General features: G+C 49.1%; 11 protein-coding genes. 5 read left to right on the plus strand and 6 right to left on the minus strand.

Annotated elements, in window-relative coordinates; all coding sequences use genetic code 11:
• Positions 1 to 76: 76 nt before the first annotated feature.
• Both RGU75_RS05615 and RGU75_RS05620 read right to left on the minus strand, forming a co-directional pair.
• Positions 77 to 3415: a transglutaminase family protein gene (locus tag RGU75_RS05615; protein ID WP_322233792.1), complete on the minus strand. Its 3339-nt coding sequence runs from the start codon at positions 3413 to 3415 to the stop codon at positions 77 to 79.
• Positions 3416 to 4132: 717 nt separating this feature from the next.
• Positions 4133 to 5635 (minus strand): PEP-CTERM sorting domain-containing protein, encoded by a 1503-nt coding sequence (locus tag RGU75_RS05620; protein ID WP_322233795.1) that lies wholly within the window; start codon positions 5633 to 5635, stop codon positions 4133 to 4135.
• Between the two features lie 832 nt (positions 5636 to 6467).
• On the opposite strand from RGU75_RS05620, the gene RGU75_RS05625 reads away from it, so the two are divergent.
• The 4 genes from RGU75_RS05625 to RGU75_RS05640 are packed head-to-tail and all read left to right on the plus strand — an operon-like array spanning position 6468 to position 8708.
• Positions 6468 to 7028, plus strand: coding sequence for a PAAR domain-containing protein (locus RGU75_RS05625; RefSeq protein WP_322233798.1), 561 nt, complete (start codon positions 6468 to 6470; stop codon positions 7026 to 7028).
• Positions 7025 to 7936 (plus strand): DUF6402 family protein, encoded by a 912-nt coding sequence (locus RGU75_RS05630; protein WP_322233802.1) that lies wholly within the window; start codon positions 7025 to 7027, stop codon positions 7934 to 7936. The genes RGU75_RS05625 and RGU75_RS05630 overlap by 4 nt, the downstream gene beginning before the upstream one ends.
• Positions 7912 to 8313, plus strand: coding sequence for a hypothetical protein (locus RGU75_RS05635; RefSeq protein WP_322233804.1), 402 nt, complete (start codon positions 7912 to 7914; stop codon positions 8311 to 8313). Before RGU75_RS05630 ends, RGU75_RS05635 begins: the two co-directional genes overlap by 25 nt.
• Complete coding sequence (locus tag RGU75_RS05640; protein ID WP_322233806.1) at positions 8310 to 8708, plus strand: hypothetical protein; 399 nt, start codon at positions 8310 to 8312, stop codon at positions 8706 to 8708. Before RGU75_RS05635 ends, RGU75_RS05640 begins: the two co-directional genes overlap by 4 nt.
• 198 nt (positions 8709 to 8906) lie before the next feature.
• On the opposite strand, the gene RGU75_RS05645 is transcribed toward RGU75_RS05640, so the two are convergent.
• Both RGU75_RS05645 and pedF read right to left on the minus strand, forming a co-directional pair.
• A complete protein-coding gene (locus RGU75_RS05645) occupies positions 8907 to 9791 on the minus strand; it encodes a transporter substrate-binding domain-containing protein (RefSeq protein WP_322233808.1) in 885 nt (294 codons plus the stop codon).
• 136 nt (positions 9792 to 9927) lie between these two features.
• A complete protein-coding gene (gene pedF, locus RGU75_RS05650) occupies positions 9928 to 10347 on the minus strand; it encodes a cytochrome c-550 PedF (RefSeq protein ID WP_322240285.1) in 420 nt (139 codons plus the stop codon).
• Between the two features lie 282 nt (positions 10348 to 10629).
• On the opposite strand from pedF, the gene RGU75_RS05655 reads away from it, so the two are divergent.
• Positions 10630 to 12663, plus strand: coding sequence for a sigma-54-dependent Fis family transcriptional regulator (locus RGU75_RS05655; RefSeq protein ID WP_416186788.1), 2034 nt, complete (start codon positions 10630 to 10632; stop codon positions 12661 to 12663).
• 819 nt (positions 12664 to 13482) lie between these two features.
• On the opposite strand, the gene RGU75_RS05660 is transcribed toward RGU75_RS05655, so the two are convergent.
• The gene (locus RGU75_RS05660) at positions 13483 to 15234 is read right to left on the minus strand and encodes a PQQ-dependent methanol/ethanol family dehydrogenase (protein WP_322233810.1); all 1752 of its coding nucleotides are present in this window, start codon (positions 15232 to 15234) and stop codon (positions 13483 to 13485) included.
• Positions 15235 to 15582: 348 nt separating this feature from the next.
• Positions 15583 to 16731 carry a porin gene (locus tag RGU75_RS05665; RefSeq protein ID WP_322233812.1) on the minus strand — a complete coding sequence of 383 codons (1149 nt, stop codon included), beginning with the start codon at positions 16729 to 16731 and terminating at the stop codon, positions 15583 to 15585.
• Between the last annotated feature and the right edge of the window lie 140 nt (positions 16732 to 16871).

The following is a 16871-nucleotide window of genomic DNA, read 5'->3' on the forward strand; positions in this document are numbered from 1 at the left end:
CACCGGATGACTTAAGCACATGTCGCGTTCATCCAGCCTTCTGACACGGCCCTGCACTAGTTACGCTAAAAATGTATTAGTCATGCCAACGCAAATCCAACGTCATTGGGAAGCTTGGATTAGTTTCCTCTTTGTAGACGGTCATGGGTCCTGGCGTGTGGCCATGCGCCCAAAATCGTGCAAAGCGGCGTGCTTCGGCAGCGTTAGCATTCACTGGTGCAGTTGCTTCACTGCGACCACCCGGATGGACCACGTGATACGTGCAACCGCCAATGGCGCGGCCACTCCAGGTATCGACCAGATCGAAGGTCAACGGCGCGTGGATCTTGACCGTTGGATGCAATGCTGACCACGGACTCCAGGCGCGGAACCGTACACCGGCGACATATTCGCCGGGAATACCAGTTGGATGCAACGGCAACATGCGTCCGTTACAAGCGATAACGTGACGTCCGTCGGTCAGTCCGCGTACCAGCAACTGCATGCGTTCGACCGAAGAATCAACATACCGTGCGGTGCCACCAGCAGCCATTTCCTCACCCAGTACGTTCCATGGCTCAATCGCCTGACGCAGTTCCATCTCTACGCCTTCATAGACAACCGTACCAAAGCGTGGGAAGCGGAACTCGATAAACGGGTCAAACCAGTTTTCCTCGAACGCGTAGCCGGCAGCACGTAGATCTTTAGCAACATCACGAATATCTTGTGCCACAAAATGCGGCAACATCCAGCGATCATGCAATGCCGTGCCCCAATTGACCAATTTAGCCTGATACGGTTGCTTCCAGAAACGCGACACCAGCGCGCGCAGCAACAGCATTTGCAGCAAACTCATGCGTTCATGCGGCGGCATTTCAAATGCACGGAATTCGACTAGTCCTAAGCGGCCAGTCGGACCATCCGGTGAATACAGTTTATCAATCGAAAATTCGGAACGATGGGTATTACCAGTCAAATCGACCAGATGGTTACGTAACAAGCGATCAACCATCCACGGTTTGTCGCCCGGATGCAAGGTCGGCAACACTTTGTCCATTTGCTGGAAGGCAATTGCCAACTCGTATAAATTGTCATCACGCGCTTCATCCACCCGCGGCGCCTGACTTGTAGGTCCAATAAACGTGCCCGAGAACAGATATGACAAGGCGGGGTGATTTTGCCAGTACGTGATCAGGCTTTTCAGTAGATCAGGACGACGCAGCATCGGGCTATCTTCTGCCGTGGCACCGCCTAACGTAGCATGGTTGCCGCCGCCAGTGCCGGTATGGCGTCCGTCAACCATAAATTTTTCCGTACCAAGACGTGTCAGGCGCGCCTCTTCGTACAGCGTGGTCATGTTGTAGACCAGTTCCTTCCAGCTTGCGGCAGGATGAATATTCACCTCAATCACACCAGGGTCCGGCGTCACGCTAAGCAACTTGACCCGTGGATCGCGCGGTGGCGGATAACCCTCAATCCATAGCTTCAACTTCAGCTTGGCCGCAGTATTTTCCACCGCCGTCACCAAGGCCAGATAATCCTCAACGCGTTTGACCGGCGGCATAAAGATATGCAAACGCCCCGCCCGAACCTGAATGCACAAGCCGGTATGAATCACTTCACGCGGTGCGGGTTTAGGATCGACACCCGGAACAGGTGCCGCTTTGGTCGCTTTTTCAGGGTCCAGACTCAGCGTAGGACGCTTTCCATTTTTTGCCGTAGGCAAAGCGCCGCGAGGAGCAAACGGATCAACGTCAAATTCCGGCGGCACTTCGTCCGGCAACACCCAAGGCAACGCGTTCAGAGGCAAACGCAGTCCCATCGGCGAATCGCCTTCGGTAAGATACAAATGCTCGCGTTTGAGCGGCCATGCTGAAGTACGCCAGACTGTCCCTAAAGACGTAGCAGGATCAAAGTCTTTTGGCTTCAACGGCAAGACATAACCGACTATCTCGCCCAAGCCGGTTTCCAGCAATCGCGCTAACCGACGACGCTCTTCCGAAGCCTTTAAATTGGCTTTTAACGGATCAACGTTGACCGGCATTCCCTGCTCACGATGGACCTGAAGCATGACATCTTCATAGGCCGCGATGGCACTGTTGGCAGGAAGGCCGAGCGCTTTTACCAGTTCGGCAGTGAAGCGCGCTGCTTCGTCGCCGACATAACCATCCGGCTTGTTCTCGTCTGAGAACAACGTTGCGTCTAGCCACATTGGTTGACCGTCAACACGCCAAAAAATATTTAACGCCCAGCGTGGCAATGGCTCGCCAGGATACCATTTTCCTTGACCATAATGCAGCATGCCGCCCGGCGCAAAATGGTTCTTCAGGCGGTGCATCAACTGCCCCGCTAATTCACGCTTTTCGTCGCCGTGCGCTAAAGTATTCCACTGCGCGCCGTCCATATCATCAACAGACACAAAGGTTGGTTCGCCACCTTGAGTCAGGCGCACGTCCTGGCGCTTCAAGTCAGCGTCGACCTGATGTCCAAGCTTATCGATTTTTAGCCAGTCTTCTTCCGAATAGGGCTTGGTCACGCGTGGATCTTCATGAATCCGTGTGACGGTCATTTCATGGAAGAACGTTACTTCGGCCTTGTCGGTAAAGCCGCTCACCGGCGCTGCCGAGGATGGCATCGCGGTGCAAGCGAGCGGAATGTGCCCTTCACTCGCCAGCATGCCTGACGTAGGATCCAGGCCGATCCAGCCTGCGCCCGGGATATACACTTCGGTCCACGCATGCAAATCGGTAAAATCGACTTCGGTGCCACTTGGGCCGTCGAGTGATTCCTGATCGGGACGCAATTGAATCAAATAGCCCGACACAAAACGCGCAGCTAAACCCAACTGACGCATAATTTGGACTAACAACCAGCCACTGTCACGGCAAGAACCAGACCGTTTCAGGAGCGTATCTTCCGGCGTTTGCACGCCCGGTTCCATCCGCAGCAGATAAGCAATATCGCCCTGCAAACGCTGGTTAATGGCGACCAGAAAATCGTTCGTCGCGAGCGGTTTTTTGAGAATGTCGCGCTTTGCTGCCGCGACCCATTCCACCAGCAACGGACCCGGTTCATCCACCGCCAGATACGCACTGAGTTCGGACTTTTGTTGTGCGGGATAGCTGAACGGAAATGTCTCTGCGTACTTCTCAACAAAAAAATCGAACGGGTTAATGACCGTCATATCGGCAATCAAATCAACCGTAAATTCCAGGACGTCAGATTTCTCCTGAAACACAAAACGGCCGATATAGTTGCCGTAAGGATCTTGCTGCCAATTGATAAAATGGTCTTCAGGCGTGACGCTCAGCGAATACGACAGAATCGGGGTACGCGCATGCGGAGCGGGACGCAAACGGACTTCATGCGGAGATAAAGTGACCAGGCGATCATAGTGGTAGCTGGTTTTGTGATGCAGCGCGACACGGATGGCCATTGAGTGATGCCTTTCGATGAAAGTTGACGCGAAATGGGTGGATAAGCGATGCCAGTAATGTTTAAAAATCGCTAAAAAAGGTCCATTTCTCTCTAAGCAGGATTCATACCCGAAAAGCCACGTAGGGATATCACAGAGCCAATCTAGTTATAGCAACCAAATTAAAGTCGGTCGAGTTACCCAGGGCCAGACGCAACCATTGCAACTTTCGCGACTCCTTCGCGTGCTATCTTGCGATTTTTCTACCTCACAATATTACTTCAATGCGGGAGTGACGGGAGGGACACGAACGATTTTTTTGATACGGCATCCCCACGCATCGATAGACGGTGTGCCTAGAGGAAATCCGCTGATAAAATTGTCATTTTAGCATCACCAAGATGCTCTGGCATAAATGGATAGCGTCGAATAAACGATGGCAGCATCGACAGGTGAAAATATCAACACAAAAACCAATTTCAAAAAGATCTCCGATGGAAGACCCAAGACGACTTTGCATCATGCCCACTTATTGCATCCGCCGATGTGCGCTGGCCCAACAGTGCTCACGCGCAGAACGGCATGTGCTACCTATGCTTCGATCGGGTCTTGATGCTGATGCATTTCGTCGACTTTAAAGAACTGATCCGCAACAACTGAACTTCACCACCTCACCGCCATAGTATTGCACTGCTATCGCGCAACGGTCTTGCTACGCGATAGTCCGGCTAATGCTCGTTAACCGCGCTGTGACAAACTACGCTGGCGCAATGTAAACAATCCCATCAGTGCGATAGCAAATAGTGCCAATGAACCTGGCTCAGGAACCGGAGCAAATGCAACGCCACGAATCGAGGTGTTGCCAGTAGCATCCGTATATAGGGTCGAGAAACTCTCATTGGATGCCTGTGCTGCTGTGGTATTGCTCAGAGCATCCGTGATGCTATACAAATAGCTTTGGGAGAGTTCATTGAGTCCGTAGCTAGTAGCAAACAGCTCCACCTGGTTACCTATGACTTCGCCAGTCAGCGCGAACAAACCGGTCACGCCAGGCGCACTTGGCGTTGCAGCGTTAGCACCGGCGTTATCAACCAGATTCAATCCTTTGACAAGGTCATAGGCCAAAGTCCAATTGCCATTGGTCAGCACCCATTTTTGCAATCCGCCTTCGCCCAAGGCAGCTTTATCTACATTGCCGTTCTTGGGCTGGCCGCTGTCGGTTACATAAAGAACAGTCGGGCTGGCGAAAAAATAGCTCTCAGGGCTGACATATACAAAGCTACCAATTCGCGCGTTGTTGACGCCGTTTGCCGTATTCGCTGTGAGATTGATAGAGCCATTATTGCTACCAAGCGACAGTGGCGAAGCAACCGGTGTGATATGGGTAGTCTGGAGACCCGTAGCAGAGGTCGGTAAGAGACCTGTGGCGCTAGTCAATGCGCTGATATTAGAGAGGTTATTAGCAGCTCCGCCGCCAGGGCTACGATCGCGCGAAACATACAGAGTATTCCCATTTCCATTATTGAAGATCGAGACGACGCGGGTATCAGTCGTGTTATCGATACCCGTTGCTGTGGTTGCGCCGCGTGCGGCAACAAACACGCCCTGAGTCGGATCGGTTTTGCTGGCAGCTTGGCCTGATACGTATAACGTTGAACCGTCTACCGTTGCAACACTGCGTGGATTATTTTGATTGAAAATTCCTGACAATGCAGTGCTGGTATCGACTTTGGCATCAGCGCCGATTAATGCGACGACACGGGCCACGGTGGTGACCGGAGTTCCGGTTTGATTTCCCACTGTTAAGCTTGTCGATTGGCCCAATGCCGCGTTGCCGTAGACCGATGTTGGTGCGGTATTAAAAGCTGTGGCATTGACTCCGTAGCCGGCGATAGTCAGGTATTGACCATTCACTGAGGTTTGCAAAATACCTTCAGAGGCCGAGCCATACTCACCGGAAATTGCGGAATTATTTCCGTTGTTGGTTTGCGACAGTGTCAGCGAACCGTTTTGTGTCGCCGTGGTACCGCCAGCACCAAGCTGCAATTGTACCAATACGATAGGCGCTGCGGAGTCGAGCCCGCTCCCGTTATAAGACGACACGGTGCTAATAACGAGGTTACCAGCAGTGAAACTGGTAATGGGTGCACTCATCGCTGAAGACGCTGCAAAAAGCGCTCCAAGTAGAACGACGGCGGAAGATGCGTAACGGCGCTGCAGTGGCAGGAAGGAGGGATGCATAGAATTCTCTGTGGGTTAAGATCAAGGTTGCGCCGCTTCTATGCAAATAGTGAGCCAGAAAAATAAGATGATATAAATCAGGTATTTAGATCGATTGAAATAATTTTTTAAGCATGAATGTAAAAAATTTCGACATCTCAAAGAGGGGTAAATTATCTTTGGTCATATGCAGCTATACGATATTTATGACCGGCGTATTACAGGAATATGATAGTTGTGTGATGCATGTAATTAAGGAAAATTTTTAACGATATTTCAGGCATTTTATTTTGAGAAAACACGCTGAATAATAATTTTCTGAGTCCATTTTTCTGATTGTGAATTTTATGGTCGTTTTTCTATTGTTTTCTCTTCACAAAAATAACTTTTAAATAAAAGATGTAAAAAAAATCGTCATCTGGGCGAGATAGAAATTATTTTCATATTGACGTACACCAGCTAAATGACGGGCGCATTACTACCGCGTAATATTTATATGGCACCTCAATTTAAAAAGTTTTTAACGACATTTCCAATGCTATTTCCGATACGGGGAAACTGATGGAAATGTTGAACAGACGCCACTCCGCGGCGGCTCATGCGTGATGATGTGGTGAGTTATTTTGATGCTCTGGTCTGCGATTTTGCGTTGTTTCTTTTATCAATATCACTGTCAGCGTGGTCGCGATCACCACATCGCTCGACGATGTAAAAACTCCGGACCTGACTCGACGGGACGAATTTCGGCCTGTACTAAGCCGAACACCTAACAAGCATAGAAGCGTCGTAAAAATGCAAGCAATAGCGTTGATACTCGTCGTAATTTTTGACGACCAACACTATTGAGAATGCTATGACAAGACGGTATTACATCCATGAAGGTGATGCGACAACGGCCCGCGGGGTAGTCAAGGAAGGGCTTGCCAACGATCAATGGCACGGCCTGACGCGATCGTTCGAAGGCGATGATGTCTATTGCCGTACTTGCAGATCGACGGGGACGATCAGTTGTTCCGGCACCCGTGTCCCTAACCTGGGTTCGCACGGTAAAGAAGCCGCACTGGACGGTGATTTGTGCAATTGCAGATGCAGGCGGAAGCCACGCCTGATCGCCTCACAATCCATTTCGTACACCGAAGGCGACGCCACGCCTTCCGATGAAGACTTTGGCAATCACCATAAAAACGCAGCCCTCGGCAACGCTGGCAGCGCATACGACCGGCATTTTGTGTTGCTTGATAGCGTAACTGGGCTGCCAGTCGAAGGCGTCGCCTACGGAATCCAATCTGAATCCGGCCAACACCACGGCAGCGCCAATGATCAAGGCGAAACGGTTCAGGCCCATTCTTCGGCACCGCACAAAGTCACCTTGCAATACGCAGTACCAACGCGATTCGGAGTGGACAAAAAATGAGTCTACCCATTGCAGTCGCCATGACAACCCCGTGCAGTGATCGCAAGGGAGTGGAATGCGCAATAGAAATGATGCAGCTCCGTGACATCCCCGACATCATGGAAAAGATGGGCTGGCCTATCGCCGCACAGATTATGCGGCACTGGTTCGCGAACGACACCGGGTGGGTGATGCCCAACGACGTAAAAATAGGGAAATTTGATCCTTGTAAACTGAAGCCAGCGGAGTACGACGACCAGATTATCAAGATGGCGTGGCTACTGAAATTCCCACGTGCGGTGGAGGCGTTTGATTATGTTTTGGAAAATTGGGCAACGGATAGGGGAAAGGAGGAGCTTAAGAAAAAATTAGTTAAAGGGGGTTGGATACCAAAATCGATAAAACCATTCAAGTTAGGGGATCGCGTCATGTCTGCGCGTGAACTAGATAGTAAGTGCCAAGTAAATTACCGAGAATTTGGCACAAAACTGGATACTTTTGACGAGTTATACGGTGCTGTTGGTAAGGGTATTTTTAAACTGGCCGTAGTCGGCGAAACAAGCACCAATTGGTTGCTGCAGAAGGACATATTTCATGTCAAACATATCGGCATTTACTGTCGAGACACGTACGATTTCAATACTACTAGCACTTTTGAAGAAATGGTTCCTTTGGGGGTATGGAGCAAAACGCGATTACTTCCAAAAGATGAAATGGCTGCTTACATGTTGTTGTACAGCGCTATAAACAAAACAAACATGAGTAAACAATTCCCGAGTGTGGTCCCTGCCTTTAACGACGACTTCCGACGCTACCAAACGCGCCATAAGACAGGTGGGGATTTTGTGGTGTATTCGGATGTGATGTGGGTAAAAGTACCTAAAAAAATGGAGATAGCGCTACCGTGGCAAAAATCAAAATCAAAATAAAATGGATTTTCATATTAATAGCTCTTCCTGTACTTGCCTATTTTACGTATGAAAATTGGCATGAGGGAACGCCTTACGGAGAAAAACAATATAGCCCGAATAAGGAGTTCTATTATCAGCGATACAAAGTCATCACCATTGAGGAGTGGATTCCGTACGTGCCGATGCCAGGAGGAGGTTCTGATAGTTTGTATTATATCGACGGTTACGTCAGGGGATATACAGCAAACGGAGATTTTATTGGAGAAGCGTACGCACATGGAATGCCGATGGCAAACATATTCTGGATAGATGACTTACTTGTAGTAATGGATGGCCTTCAAAGCAAGAATGATGACGGAGGAATTAAGTTTCCAAAAGATGTAGGTTTTCCATGATAAAAATCAGAAGAAAATGGCTTTTCATATTAATAGCCCTTCCCGTGCTTGCTTATTTTTCTTATGAAAATTGGCATGAGGGAACGCCTTACGGAGAAAAACAATATAGCCCGAATAAGGAGTTTTACTATCAGCAATACAAAGTCTTCATCATCGACGACTTGATTCCCTTCATGCCGTTGCCGGGCGGAGGTTCTGACAGTTTGTTTTATGTAGACGGTTACGTCAGAGCATACACGGCGGCCGGAGACTTTATTGGAGAAACGTACGCGCACGGAATGCCAATGGCACACGTATTTTGGGCGCGCAATAAACTCATAATGATGGATGGTGAGGAAAGCGGTAAGGATGGCGAGGGCATAATTATCCTTCCGAGAAGTTCAAGCGAGCCATGATAAAAATCAGAAAAATGCACATCACATCCATAATCCTCCCCATGGTTACTTATTTTGCTTATGCAAATTGGCGTAAGGGAACGCGGCCCGTGCGCTATTTAACAATAAATAGCACGCGGGTCGACCATCTGACTCAGATATTGAAGCTACAGATAACGTTGAGGGAAATACAAAAACAGGGATGTCATCTGTAGCCTATCAAGGCGTCACCACCTCAACCCCATGTTTAGCAAATATCTGGGCCATTTCGCCTGAGGAGACCAATGCGTCGGTAGCATCTTGCAATGCCTTTGCGAGTTCAGGATCATCCTTTTTCACCGCCATGCCGATCACCCAACCTTTGCGTGGCAGCCGCTGAAAGGTAACTTCGGTCATTTGAAAATGGGGATCTTTGCCGATCACTGATTCTATTTCTGAACGATTGGCGACAACGCCATCCAGTTTACCCGCCTTGAGTTTTTCAAGCGCTTCGGTCGCGGTCGGATAGATCTTTACATTTTCTCGAAACTTGCCGTCTTCCGCGCCGAGTAACAACATGGCACCAATTGAAATTTTTTCGGCACCAATAGTTTTTCCGGTAATTGAATCGAGGTTGTCCAACTCCGGCACTTTACGGATATCCCGCACCAGGCGTACCGTTTCGCGATGATAGGGCGCAAAAATGCTGACCTTGTCATTTTGGTTTATCAAAAGCGGATCTACTGGCACATGCATCAACAGATCGGCGGGACCATATCCAAGGTAATGCCCTTTCCACACCATATTGCGCAAATCATCACTCAGATCTTCACCGGCAGGGAACGGTAGCAAACTCACTTTGAGTCCCAATTTTTTTGCTAACGCTTCTGCGATATCGATATCGATCCCGCCCTTGGTGGATGAAAACGGCGCAAAGTCATCATAAACGGCGACCTTTAAAACACCCGATTGTGTGATTTTTAAAAAATCGGCACTCGCCTCAGCATGCGCCGGAGCGCTGAAGAAAAGACAAACGCTGAGGGAGAGAAAGACAGGAATTCTGGCGAGCGATGTTCGGGCAAGTATTAGCATTGCACCGACGACCTGACAAGAAAGTGTGTACATTAAATAGCACCTTGTTATTGTATGTTTTTTGGTTACCGTTACTTGGTGACGTCATGGGTGACACCGTCTCAGATGTGCCGCATCGATGACCCTCAATATGATCGCGTTTTGATCATTATCACGCGATCATCATGCCCTAATTGATTGCGCGTAGCGTCTCAAGATACGCTTTGATAGACCACATCGCTTCCTGGTTTAGGATTCCTTCAAATGGCGGCATATACACAGCACCATTACGGACTTTGCCGTGACGCACGGAAACCAGGAAATATTTATCGGTCTCTTTGAAGCAGGCTGCTTTTTTATCAGGGCTTTTCAGATCCATGCAATCGCGATCCAATAATCGTAAATCTGGCGCGATACCACCCGATTGTGCTTGCAGTCCATGGCATCGGGCGCAATTTTCAGCATAGGCAGAGGTGCCTATATTGATGGCCTCTTTCTGACCGCGGAAAGGATTTTCGTCACGCCATGCGGCTCCCAGCGCTGGTAATGTTTTGGTATCTACCGGTTGCGGTATCACGTCACCGTGCGCATACACGAACGACGGTGCCATGATGGCAAACGATAAAGCGCAACACGAAATAAGGTGGGTTAGTTTTTTCATACGATCTCCTCTACAACGTTTTTAAATAATACGGAGGTAGTGGCAATTGTCATGCCAAGCAAATACGACACATTGGCACCAAATCTTGTTCTATTTCTGAACAACAGCGCCATCAAGTGCTATATTTAAGAGCACTATATAAAAAAACAATACAAAAAAATAATGCGGCTCCAGGAGTCTGAGCGCTAAGCCGACAGAATCCGTGCCGCAACATACAAGCAGGAGACAACCATGCATCCAACTGACACTTCCGACTCCCGCGGCAAGCCCGCCGCTATCTCAAATAGCAATTCGGCTAATAAAGAGGCCCGTGGCACGCTTTCTGCTTGCGATGGAGCCATGATGATAGAAGAATCCCGTCAACGCTCAAAAGCGTATGGCCTGTCGGAAGGTGAAAAACCAGATTTCAGTCCCATTGGGCGGCCTGATTTAGCGCTATTGCTGGACCAAAACCGCACGCTGCACACGCACGCGATACCGGTGATGGAAACGCTTTACGAACAAATCATTAACACGCACAACATGGTGATACTCACCGACGTGAACGGTTTGATCGTGCATACGTTGGGAGACGACGACTTTTTAGAAAAAGCCAATCGGGTCGCCCTCAAACCCGGCGTGACATGGTCGGAGGCCAGCAAGGGGACCAACGCGATTGGCACGGCGATTGCGGAACAACTGCCGGTCCAGATCCATGCGAATGAACATTTTCTGGTCGCCAATCACTTCCTCACCTGTTCTGCCGCTCCCATTCTGGACCACAAAGGCAACGTCATCGGCGTGCTCGACGTCACCGGAGATCAATCCAGTTTTCACAAACACACGATGGCCCTGGTCCGTATGTCGGCGCAAATGATCGAAAATCATTTGTTTTTGGCGGCGTTTCAGGATGCGATCACGTTACACTTTAATACACGACCCGAATTTATCGGCACGTTAATGGAAGGCATTGTTTCGTTCTCTCCAAATGGCCGGTTTCTGTCTGCCAACCGGACCGGTCTGTTTCAGCTTGGCCTACCCATGTCGGCCCTGCAATCGCATACCTTTAGTTCGCTATTCGGCTTGTCGATTGCGGCCTTGTTCGACCATTACCGCACGGCAGCACCAGGATTTTTGAATCTTTGCATGCCAAGCGGTGTCCGCGTATACGGACGCGCTCAAATGCACCTGGCCAATAGCCCATTTCATCGCTCGGTGGAGTTGGTTCGCGCCAATGCTGATTCTGAGCAGGACGTTGAAACCAACAACCATACCGGGACAACAACAGCCAATGCGATGGCGATCAATCGCGCTACTCAAGCAGCGCGGCGCATGTCTGGCCTTCGCTATCTGAACACCGGCGATCCACAAGTAGCGGCGCTGATTGAAAAAGTGAACAAGGTACTTGGACGCGATATTCCGATTTTGATCATGGGCGAAACCGGTACCGGCAAAGAGTTACTGGCACAAGCCATTCACAACGATTCGCCGCGCTCAAGCGGTCCTTTTGTCGCAGTCAATTGCGCGTCCATTCCCGAGACACTGATTGAATCCGAATTATTCGGCTATGAGGATGGCGCATTTACGGGGGCGCGTAAAAAAGGCGCGGTGGGGAAAATACTGCAAGCGAATGGTGGAACACTATTCCTCGACGAAATCGGCGACATGCCTTTTAGCCTGCAATCCCGTCTTTTAAGGGTCTTACAAGAGCGCATGGTCACGCCACTCGGCAGCACCAAGTCAATCACCGTCAATGTTGAGTTGATCTGCGCCACCAACCGTAATCTGCGAGACCTGATCACCAAGGGTGAATTTCGCGAGGATCTTTATTACCGATTAAATGGCCTGGTCGTCAAGTTGCCGCCGTTGCGTGAGCGTACCGACATGGACATCGTTGTCGAAAAAATACTTATCGCCGAATCCGTTACCGGGCGCTACACGGTTGCGCCTGAAATCATGCGACTGTTCAAGCTGCATAACTGGCCCGGCAACTTCCGACAACTAACCAATCTTCTGCGCACCGCCATCGTCATGGCAGACCAGGAACATGAAATTCAGCATCACCATTTGCCTGATGATTTTCTGGAAGATATTGAACAAGCTCGTGTCAGCGAACAAAACGACAATACGAAATGGCTGGTATCGAGCGGTGCTAATTTAGAGGAAGTAGAAAGATCGGTGATCGAAAAAGCGCTGGCCTCACACGGCGGCAATGTATCGGCAACCGCCAGAGCATTGGGAGTATCACGCAATACGATCTATCGAAAAATTCCTCTACAAAAATAGTCAGATTCTCTGATTATTAGTCGATTACTATTTCTACATCCGGGGCTATTTCAGTTCCCAAAAATTGCGCCTGTGTGGAGTAATTAAATTCAATGGCACGTCAATTTAATTACCCCTTATTGGCGCGACAGATGCTGCCGCAGCAAGCGGGTTGCCCCCGCGAAAGTCAATGCCAACAAGCGCTCCGTTTGATCGACCAATTGCACATTTACCGATAGCTCTATTTGTATTTATCTGCGCAAGAATGCAAGGAAAATCCGTCACCAATTTCACCCGTTTGTGACACCAGCAATAAAAATTCCTTCATTTTTTAACTGGCTAAATGACGTTAATATTTGGTCGTTCCAGATTAGTCAAAATAACTAAAGCGTAAGAAGTCATAGGGCCGCACAACATTTTCCCAACCATTTGTTCGCTCTGCTCATTCAAATATTCCCTAGACGCCCAGCAACCGCAGCAACCGCAGCAACCTATGTATCGTTGATCATCATGGGATAACTCCGATCAACAATAAAGAAATATTAAAGTGAACAAAAATTGATGTGCCAATACGCGTCCCAAACTGTTACCGGGCGTAGGTAAATCGCACAGCAAGAGGATAGTGGCGGGCCTAGATCATGTTGTGAGTTTGACTTTCAAGCCGGGGATAAAAGCGTTGTGACAAAAAAAAAACTGACGACCGTAGTCGTCAGCAAAATCACCTGGAGAGGAGGAGAAATACTAGTACGCCTTCAATATGTGATTCGCCAGATAATCTAGCGATCTTTGATCACTTGAAGTGACGTCAAAAAAGTATCAACGTTGATCACTGCAACGTTCTTACATTTTTGAACTTAACTTGAAAACCCAGACCGAACCACCTTGCTCGATAGAGTTAATTTTCTTGGCAACTTCACCGCCCCACAATGGCACAGCACCACCCCAACCTGACACAACAGCGACGTATTGCGTGTCGCCATCTTTCCATGTCACTGGCGGCGCTACGACACCGGAACCGGTCTGGAATTTCCACAATTCCTTACCTGTTTTAGCATCAACCGCCTTTAGGAAGCCTTCTGGTGTGCCGTAAAAAACCAGACCACCCGCCGTCGTCATGACACCACCCCATAGCGGTGCATTATTTTTGATTTCCCAGACGATTTTGCCTGTCTTAGGATCAATCGCGCGCATCGCACCGATATAGTCGTCGTTGATTGGGCGAATAGTAAATCCGGCACCCAAAAAGGCACTCCCTTTTTTGTAGCTAACCGGCTCATTCCATATATCCATTCCCCATTCGTTTGCTGGGACATAGAACAGTTTGGTTTGCGGACTGTAAGCCATCGGCATCTGATTTTTCGCGCCGAGGAAAGCGGGTGCGACAAAAGCGGTTGCGCCTTTTTTGCCTTCTTCACCTTTGGTTGGATCGCCTGGACGTCCTGCCTCAATGTAGTTAGGACGACCTGTTTTCATGTCGATTCCTGATGCCCAGGTAATCTTTTTAACAAAAGGAAAAGCGTTTTCTAACTTTCCGTTTTTAGCATCGAGGACATAAAAGAATCCATTACGGTCAGCTTTTGCACCGAATCGTTTTCCGTCCATATCAAAGGTAACAAATTCATTCACACCATCATAATCCCAGCCGTCGTGCGGCGTAGTCTGATAGCTCCATTTGATTTGCCCTGATTCCAGATCCAACGCCACTGTAGAGGACGAATAAAGATTATCGCCAGGACGTAAATGACTGTTCCACGGCGATGGATTACCGGTACCAAAATAAGCTAAGCCAGTCGACGGATCATAGGTTCCGCCGAGCCATGTAGCGCCACCACCGGTTTTCCACAAATCACCAGGCCATGATTTGTTGGTCGTACCGGTAATACCATTTTCAATTGCCTTGCCATCCTTATCGTATTTGTAGCCCATGTGGCCTTCGATCATCGGACGTGACCAGACTAGCTGACCAGTGCGCGGATTGCGCGCATCCACACGTCCCACAACGCCGAACTCACCGCCCGATACGCCAGTCAGCAACAATCCTTTAGCGATCAGTGGTGCGGCAGACATAGAATAACCAGCTGAGTAGTCAGCCACTTTTTCTTTCCAGACGATCTTGCCGGTGTCTTGGTCCAACGCAATCAATTGCGCATCCAGAGTGCCGAAAATCACCAAATTGTCGTACAAAGCTGCGCCGCGGTTAACCACGTCGCAACAAGGCATGATGCCGTCTGGCAAGCGATGTTCGTATTTCCATAACTTGGTTCCGGTCTTCATATCAATCGCATAAATACGCGAGTACGAACCGGTAACAAACATTTTTCCGTTATAAATCAGCGGCTGTGATTCTTGCCCGCGTTGCTTTTCTCCACCGAATGAAAATGACCACGCTGGCGTCAGCTTACTAACGGTACTGGTGTTAATTTGCGTCAAGGTCGAAAAACGTTGACCTTGTGTGCCCATTCCCCATGACAAAACCGTATTTGGTGCCTTGGCATCATTGGCAATCATCGCATCCGTTACGGCCGGTTCAGGCACCGCAAACGCACTGCTAACAACCGCGCTGAGCAGCACTCCTATCAGTTTTTTATGCATGTCATCCTCCTATTTGTATATCGAATATTGAATATGTTGTGCTACTGTTTTTTTTTGCTATTTTTCTCTACTACTTTTTTACTGTTTTTTGCCAACGCCTTTGTCAATCTCGTTTGCGTTTGTCGTACCACCCACGCGTTCTATATAGGCAAGGTGCATGCCATCTATTTTCTCTAAGCACTGCCCTGTTTTAGGGGGTTATACCGTCCAATGTGTCTTATTAACTGCGCTAAAATTTAGCAACTGTCTCAGAACAGAACAACCACATTGGACGCCGTTACATAGACGATACGATGAACACAATGGCAAAAGTCCGAGGTAGCATGGACAATCACCTTACGCTACCAACTAGAATGCGTGTTTGATGCCCAACTCCACAGCCGTGATGGTTTTTCCGCCAGAAGCAAGGTAAAGATTGTTATTGGCGACACCAAAGGCGGAGCCAGCTGTGTAGCCACTACCCGCTTTCACACCCGCGACCAGTCCGTAGAGCGTTGTCCGCTTCGAAAGAGCGTAATCATCGCTAAGGATGATGGTTTTAGAGTTGTCGCTTGCGCCGACTTTGTTACTGGAATAGTAGTAAGCCAGCGTCGCGGTGTTGGCGACCGAAGTCCGGTAGTTGACGCCAGCACCATAAACGCGGTACTGCGCCAGTTCGGATCCTGATGCAGGATCACTGTTTTTGTTGTTCAGATAATTCACCGTCAACGTTGCATCGCCAATGACATAACCTGCGCCAACGCTATATTTTCTGGTTTGCACTCCAGTTCCGCCGATCAAACCGAATTTTTGTCCATTCTCAGATTGGTAACTGGCTGACAGCGTGACGGGACCGGTATAGACTGCGCCCAAAGCAATAACTCGGTTTGCGGCGTTGCTACCGGCGTTTTCACCGAAACTGTACGATCCGCTCAAATTGACATCCGCAATTTTTGTGCTCAGCGCCAAAGCATTCGCCACAAACACATCAATCGGGGAATTCGAATTAGCTGGCGCAGTCGCTGTGCCAACATTCAACGGTCTTTGGGTTAGCGCCCATGAAATCAGACCTGAAAAAGTTTCCTTGAGACCGCGTGGATCAGTCGCAGCATAAGCCAGTACAGCAGGCGAATATTGCTTACCCAACGTGATGGTACCGTAGCTGTTAGACAGACCAACGTTCGATTGACGTCCGAACAGCCCGCCCCATTGTCCGCCTTGTCCAGTACCGGCAAAAAAGTGACCTTCAAGGTTGAAATTGGCCTTTAATCCGCCCCCTAAATCTTCCGAACCTTTGAAACCAAAAATGCTAGGTGTCACGCCGCCGGTGTTTAAGGCTGTGACGCTTCCCGTACCGCCGCTAGGCGTTTTTTGATTGTTGACGAACACAAGTCCTGCATCTACCACACCGTAGATGGTCACGGATGATTGCGCTTGTGCAGTACCAGCAATCGCACTAAGTGCCATGAGCGCCATGAGTGCTGTCGGGGATACCACACGCTTTACTATTTTTTTCACAAAAGTCTCCTTGGTTTATTTTCTTTATACATTCCGCGCCTGTTTTTAAACGGCTTGCGGCATCTGGCTCTTGGCAAAAGCCATGCCAATGATTTTATGCTCGCAATCCAAGGCCAATATTCCGACAAGAGAACAAACGG

The organism is Glaciimonas sp. CA11.2 (assembly GCF_034314045.1).
Lineage (GTDB): Bacteria > Pseudomonadota > Gammaproteobacteria > Burkholderiales > Burkholderiaceae_D > Glaciimonas.

Bases quoted from the DNA above. Each gene is read 5' to 3' on its own strand.
- RGU75_RS05655 (WP_416186788.1), top strand. From the start codon at position 10,630: ATGCATCCAACTGACACTTCCGACTCCCGCGGCAAGCCCGCCGCTATC.
- RGU75_RS05625 (WP_322233798.1), top strand. From the start codon at position 6,468: ATGACAAGACGGTATTACATCCATGAAGGTGATGCGACAACGGCCCGC.
- pedF (WP_322240285.1), bottom strand. From the start codon at position 10,347: ATGGCACCGTCGTTCGTGTATGCGCACGGTGACGTGATACCGCAACCG.
- RGU75_RS05615 (WP_322233792.1), bottom strand. From the start codon at position 3,415: ATGGCCATCCGTGTCGCGCTGCATCACAAAACCAGCTACCACTATGAT.
- RGU75_RS05620 (WP_322233795.1), bottom strand. From the start codon at position 5,635: ATGCATCCCTCCTTCCTGCCACTGCAGCGCCGTTACGCATCTTCCGCC.
- RGU75_RS05630 (WP_322233802.1), top strand. From the start codon at position 7,025: ATGAGTCTACCCATTGCAGTCGCCATGACAACCCCGTGCAGTGATCGC.
- RGU75_RS05660 (WP_322233810.1), bottom strand. From the start codon at position 15,234: ATGCATAAAAAACTGATAGGAGTGCTGCTCAGCGCGGTTGTTAGCAGT.
- RGU75_RS05640 (WP_322233806.1), top strand. From the start codon at position 8,310: ATGATAAAAATCAGAAGAAAATGGCTTTTCATATTAATAGCCCTTCCC.
- RGU75_RS05645 (WP_322233808.1), bottom strand. From the start codon at position 9,791: ATGTACACACTTTCTTGTCAGGTCGTCGGTGCAATGCTAATACTTGCC.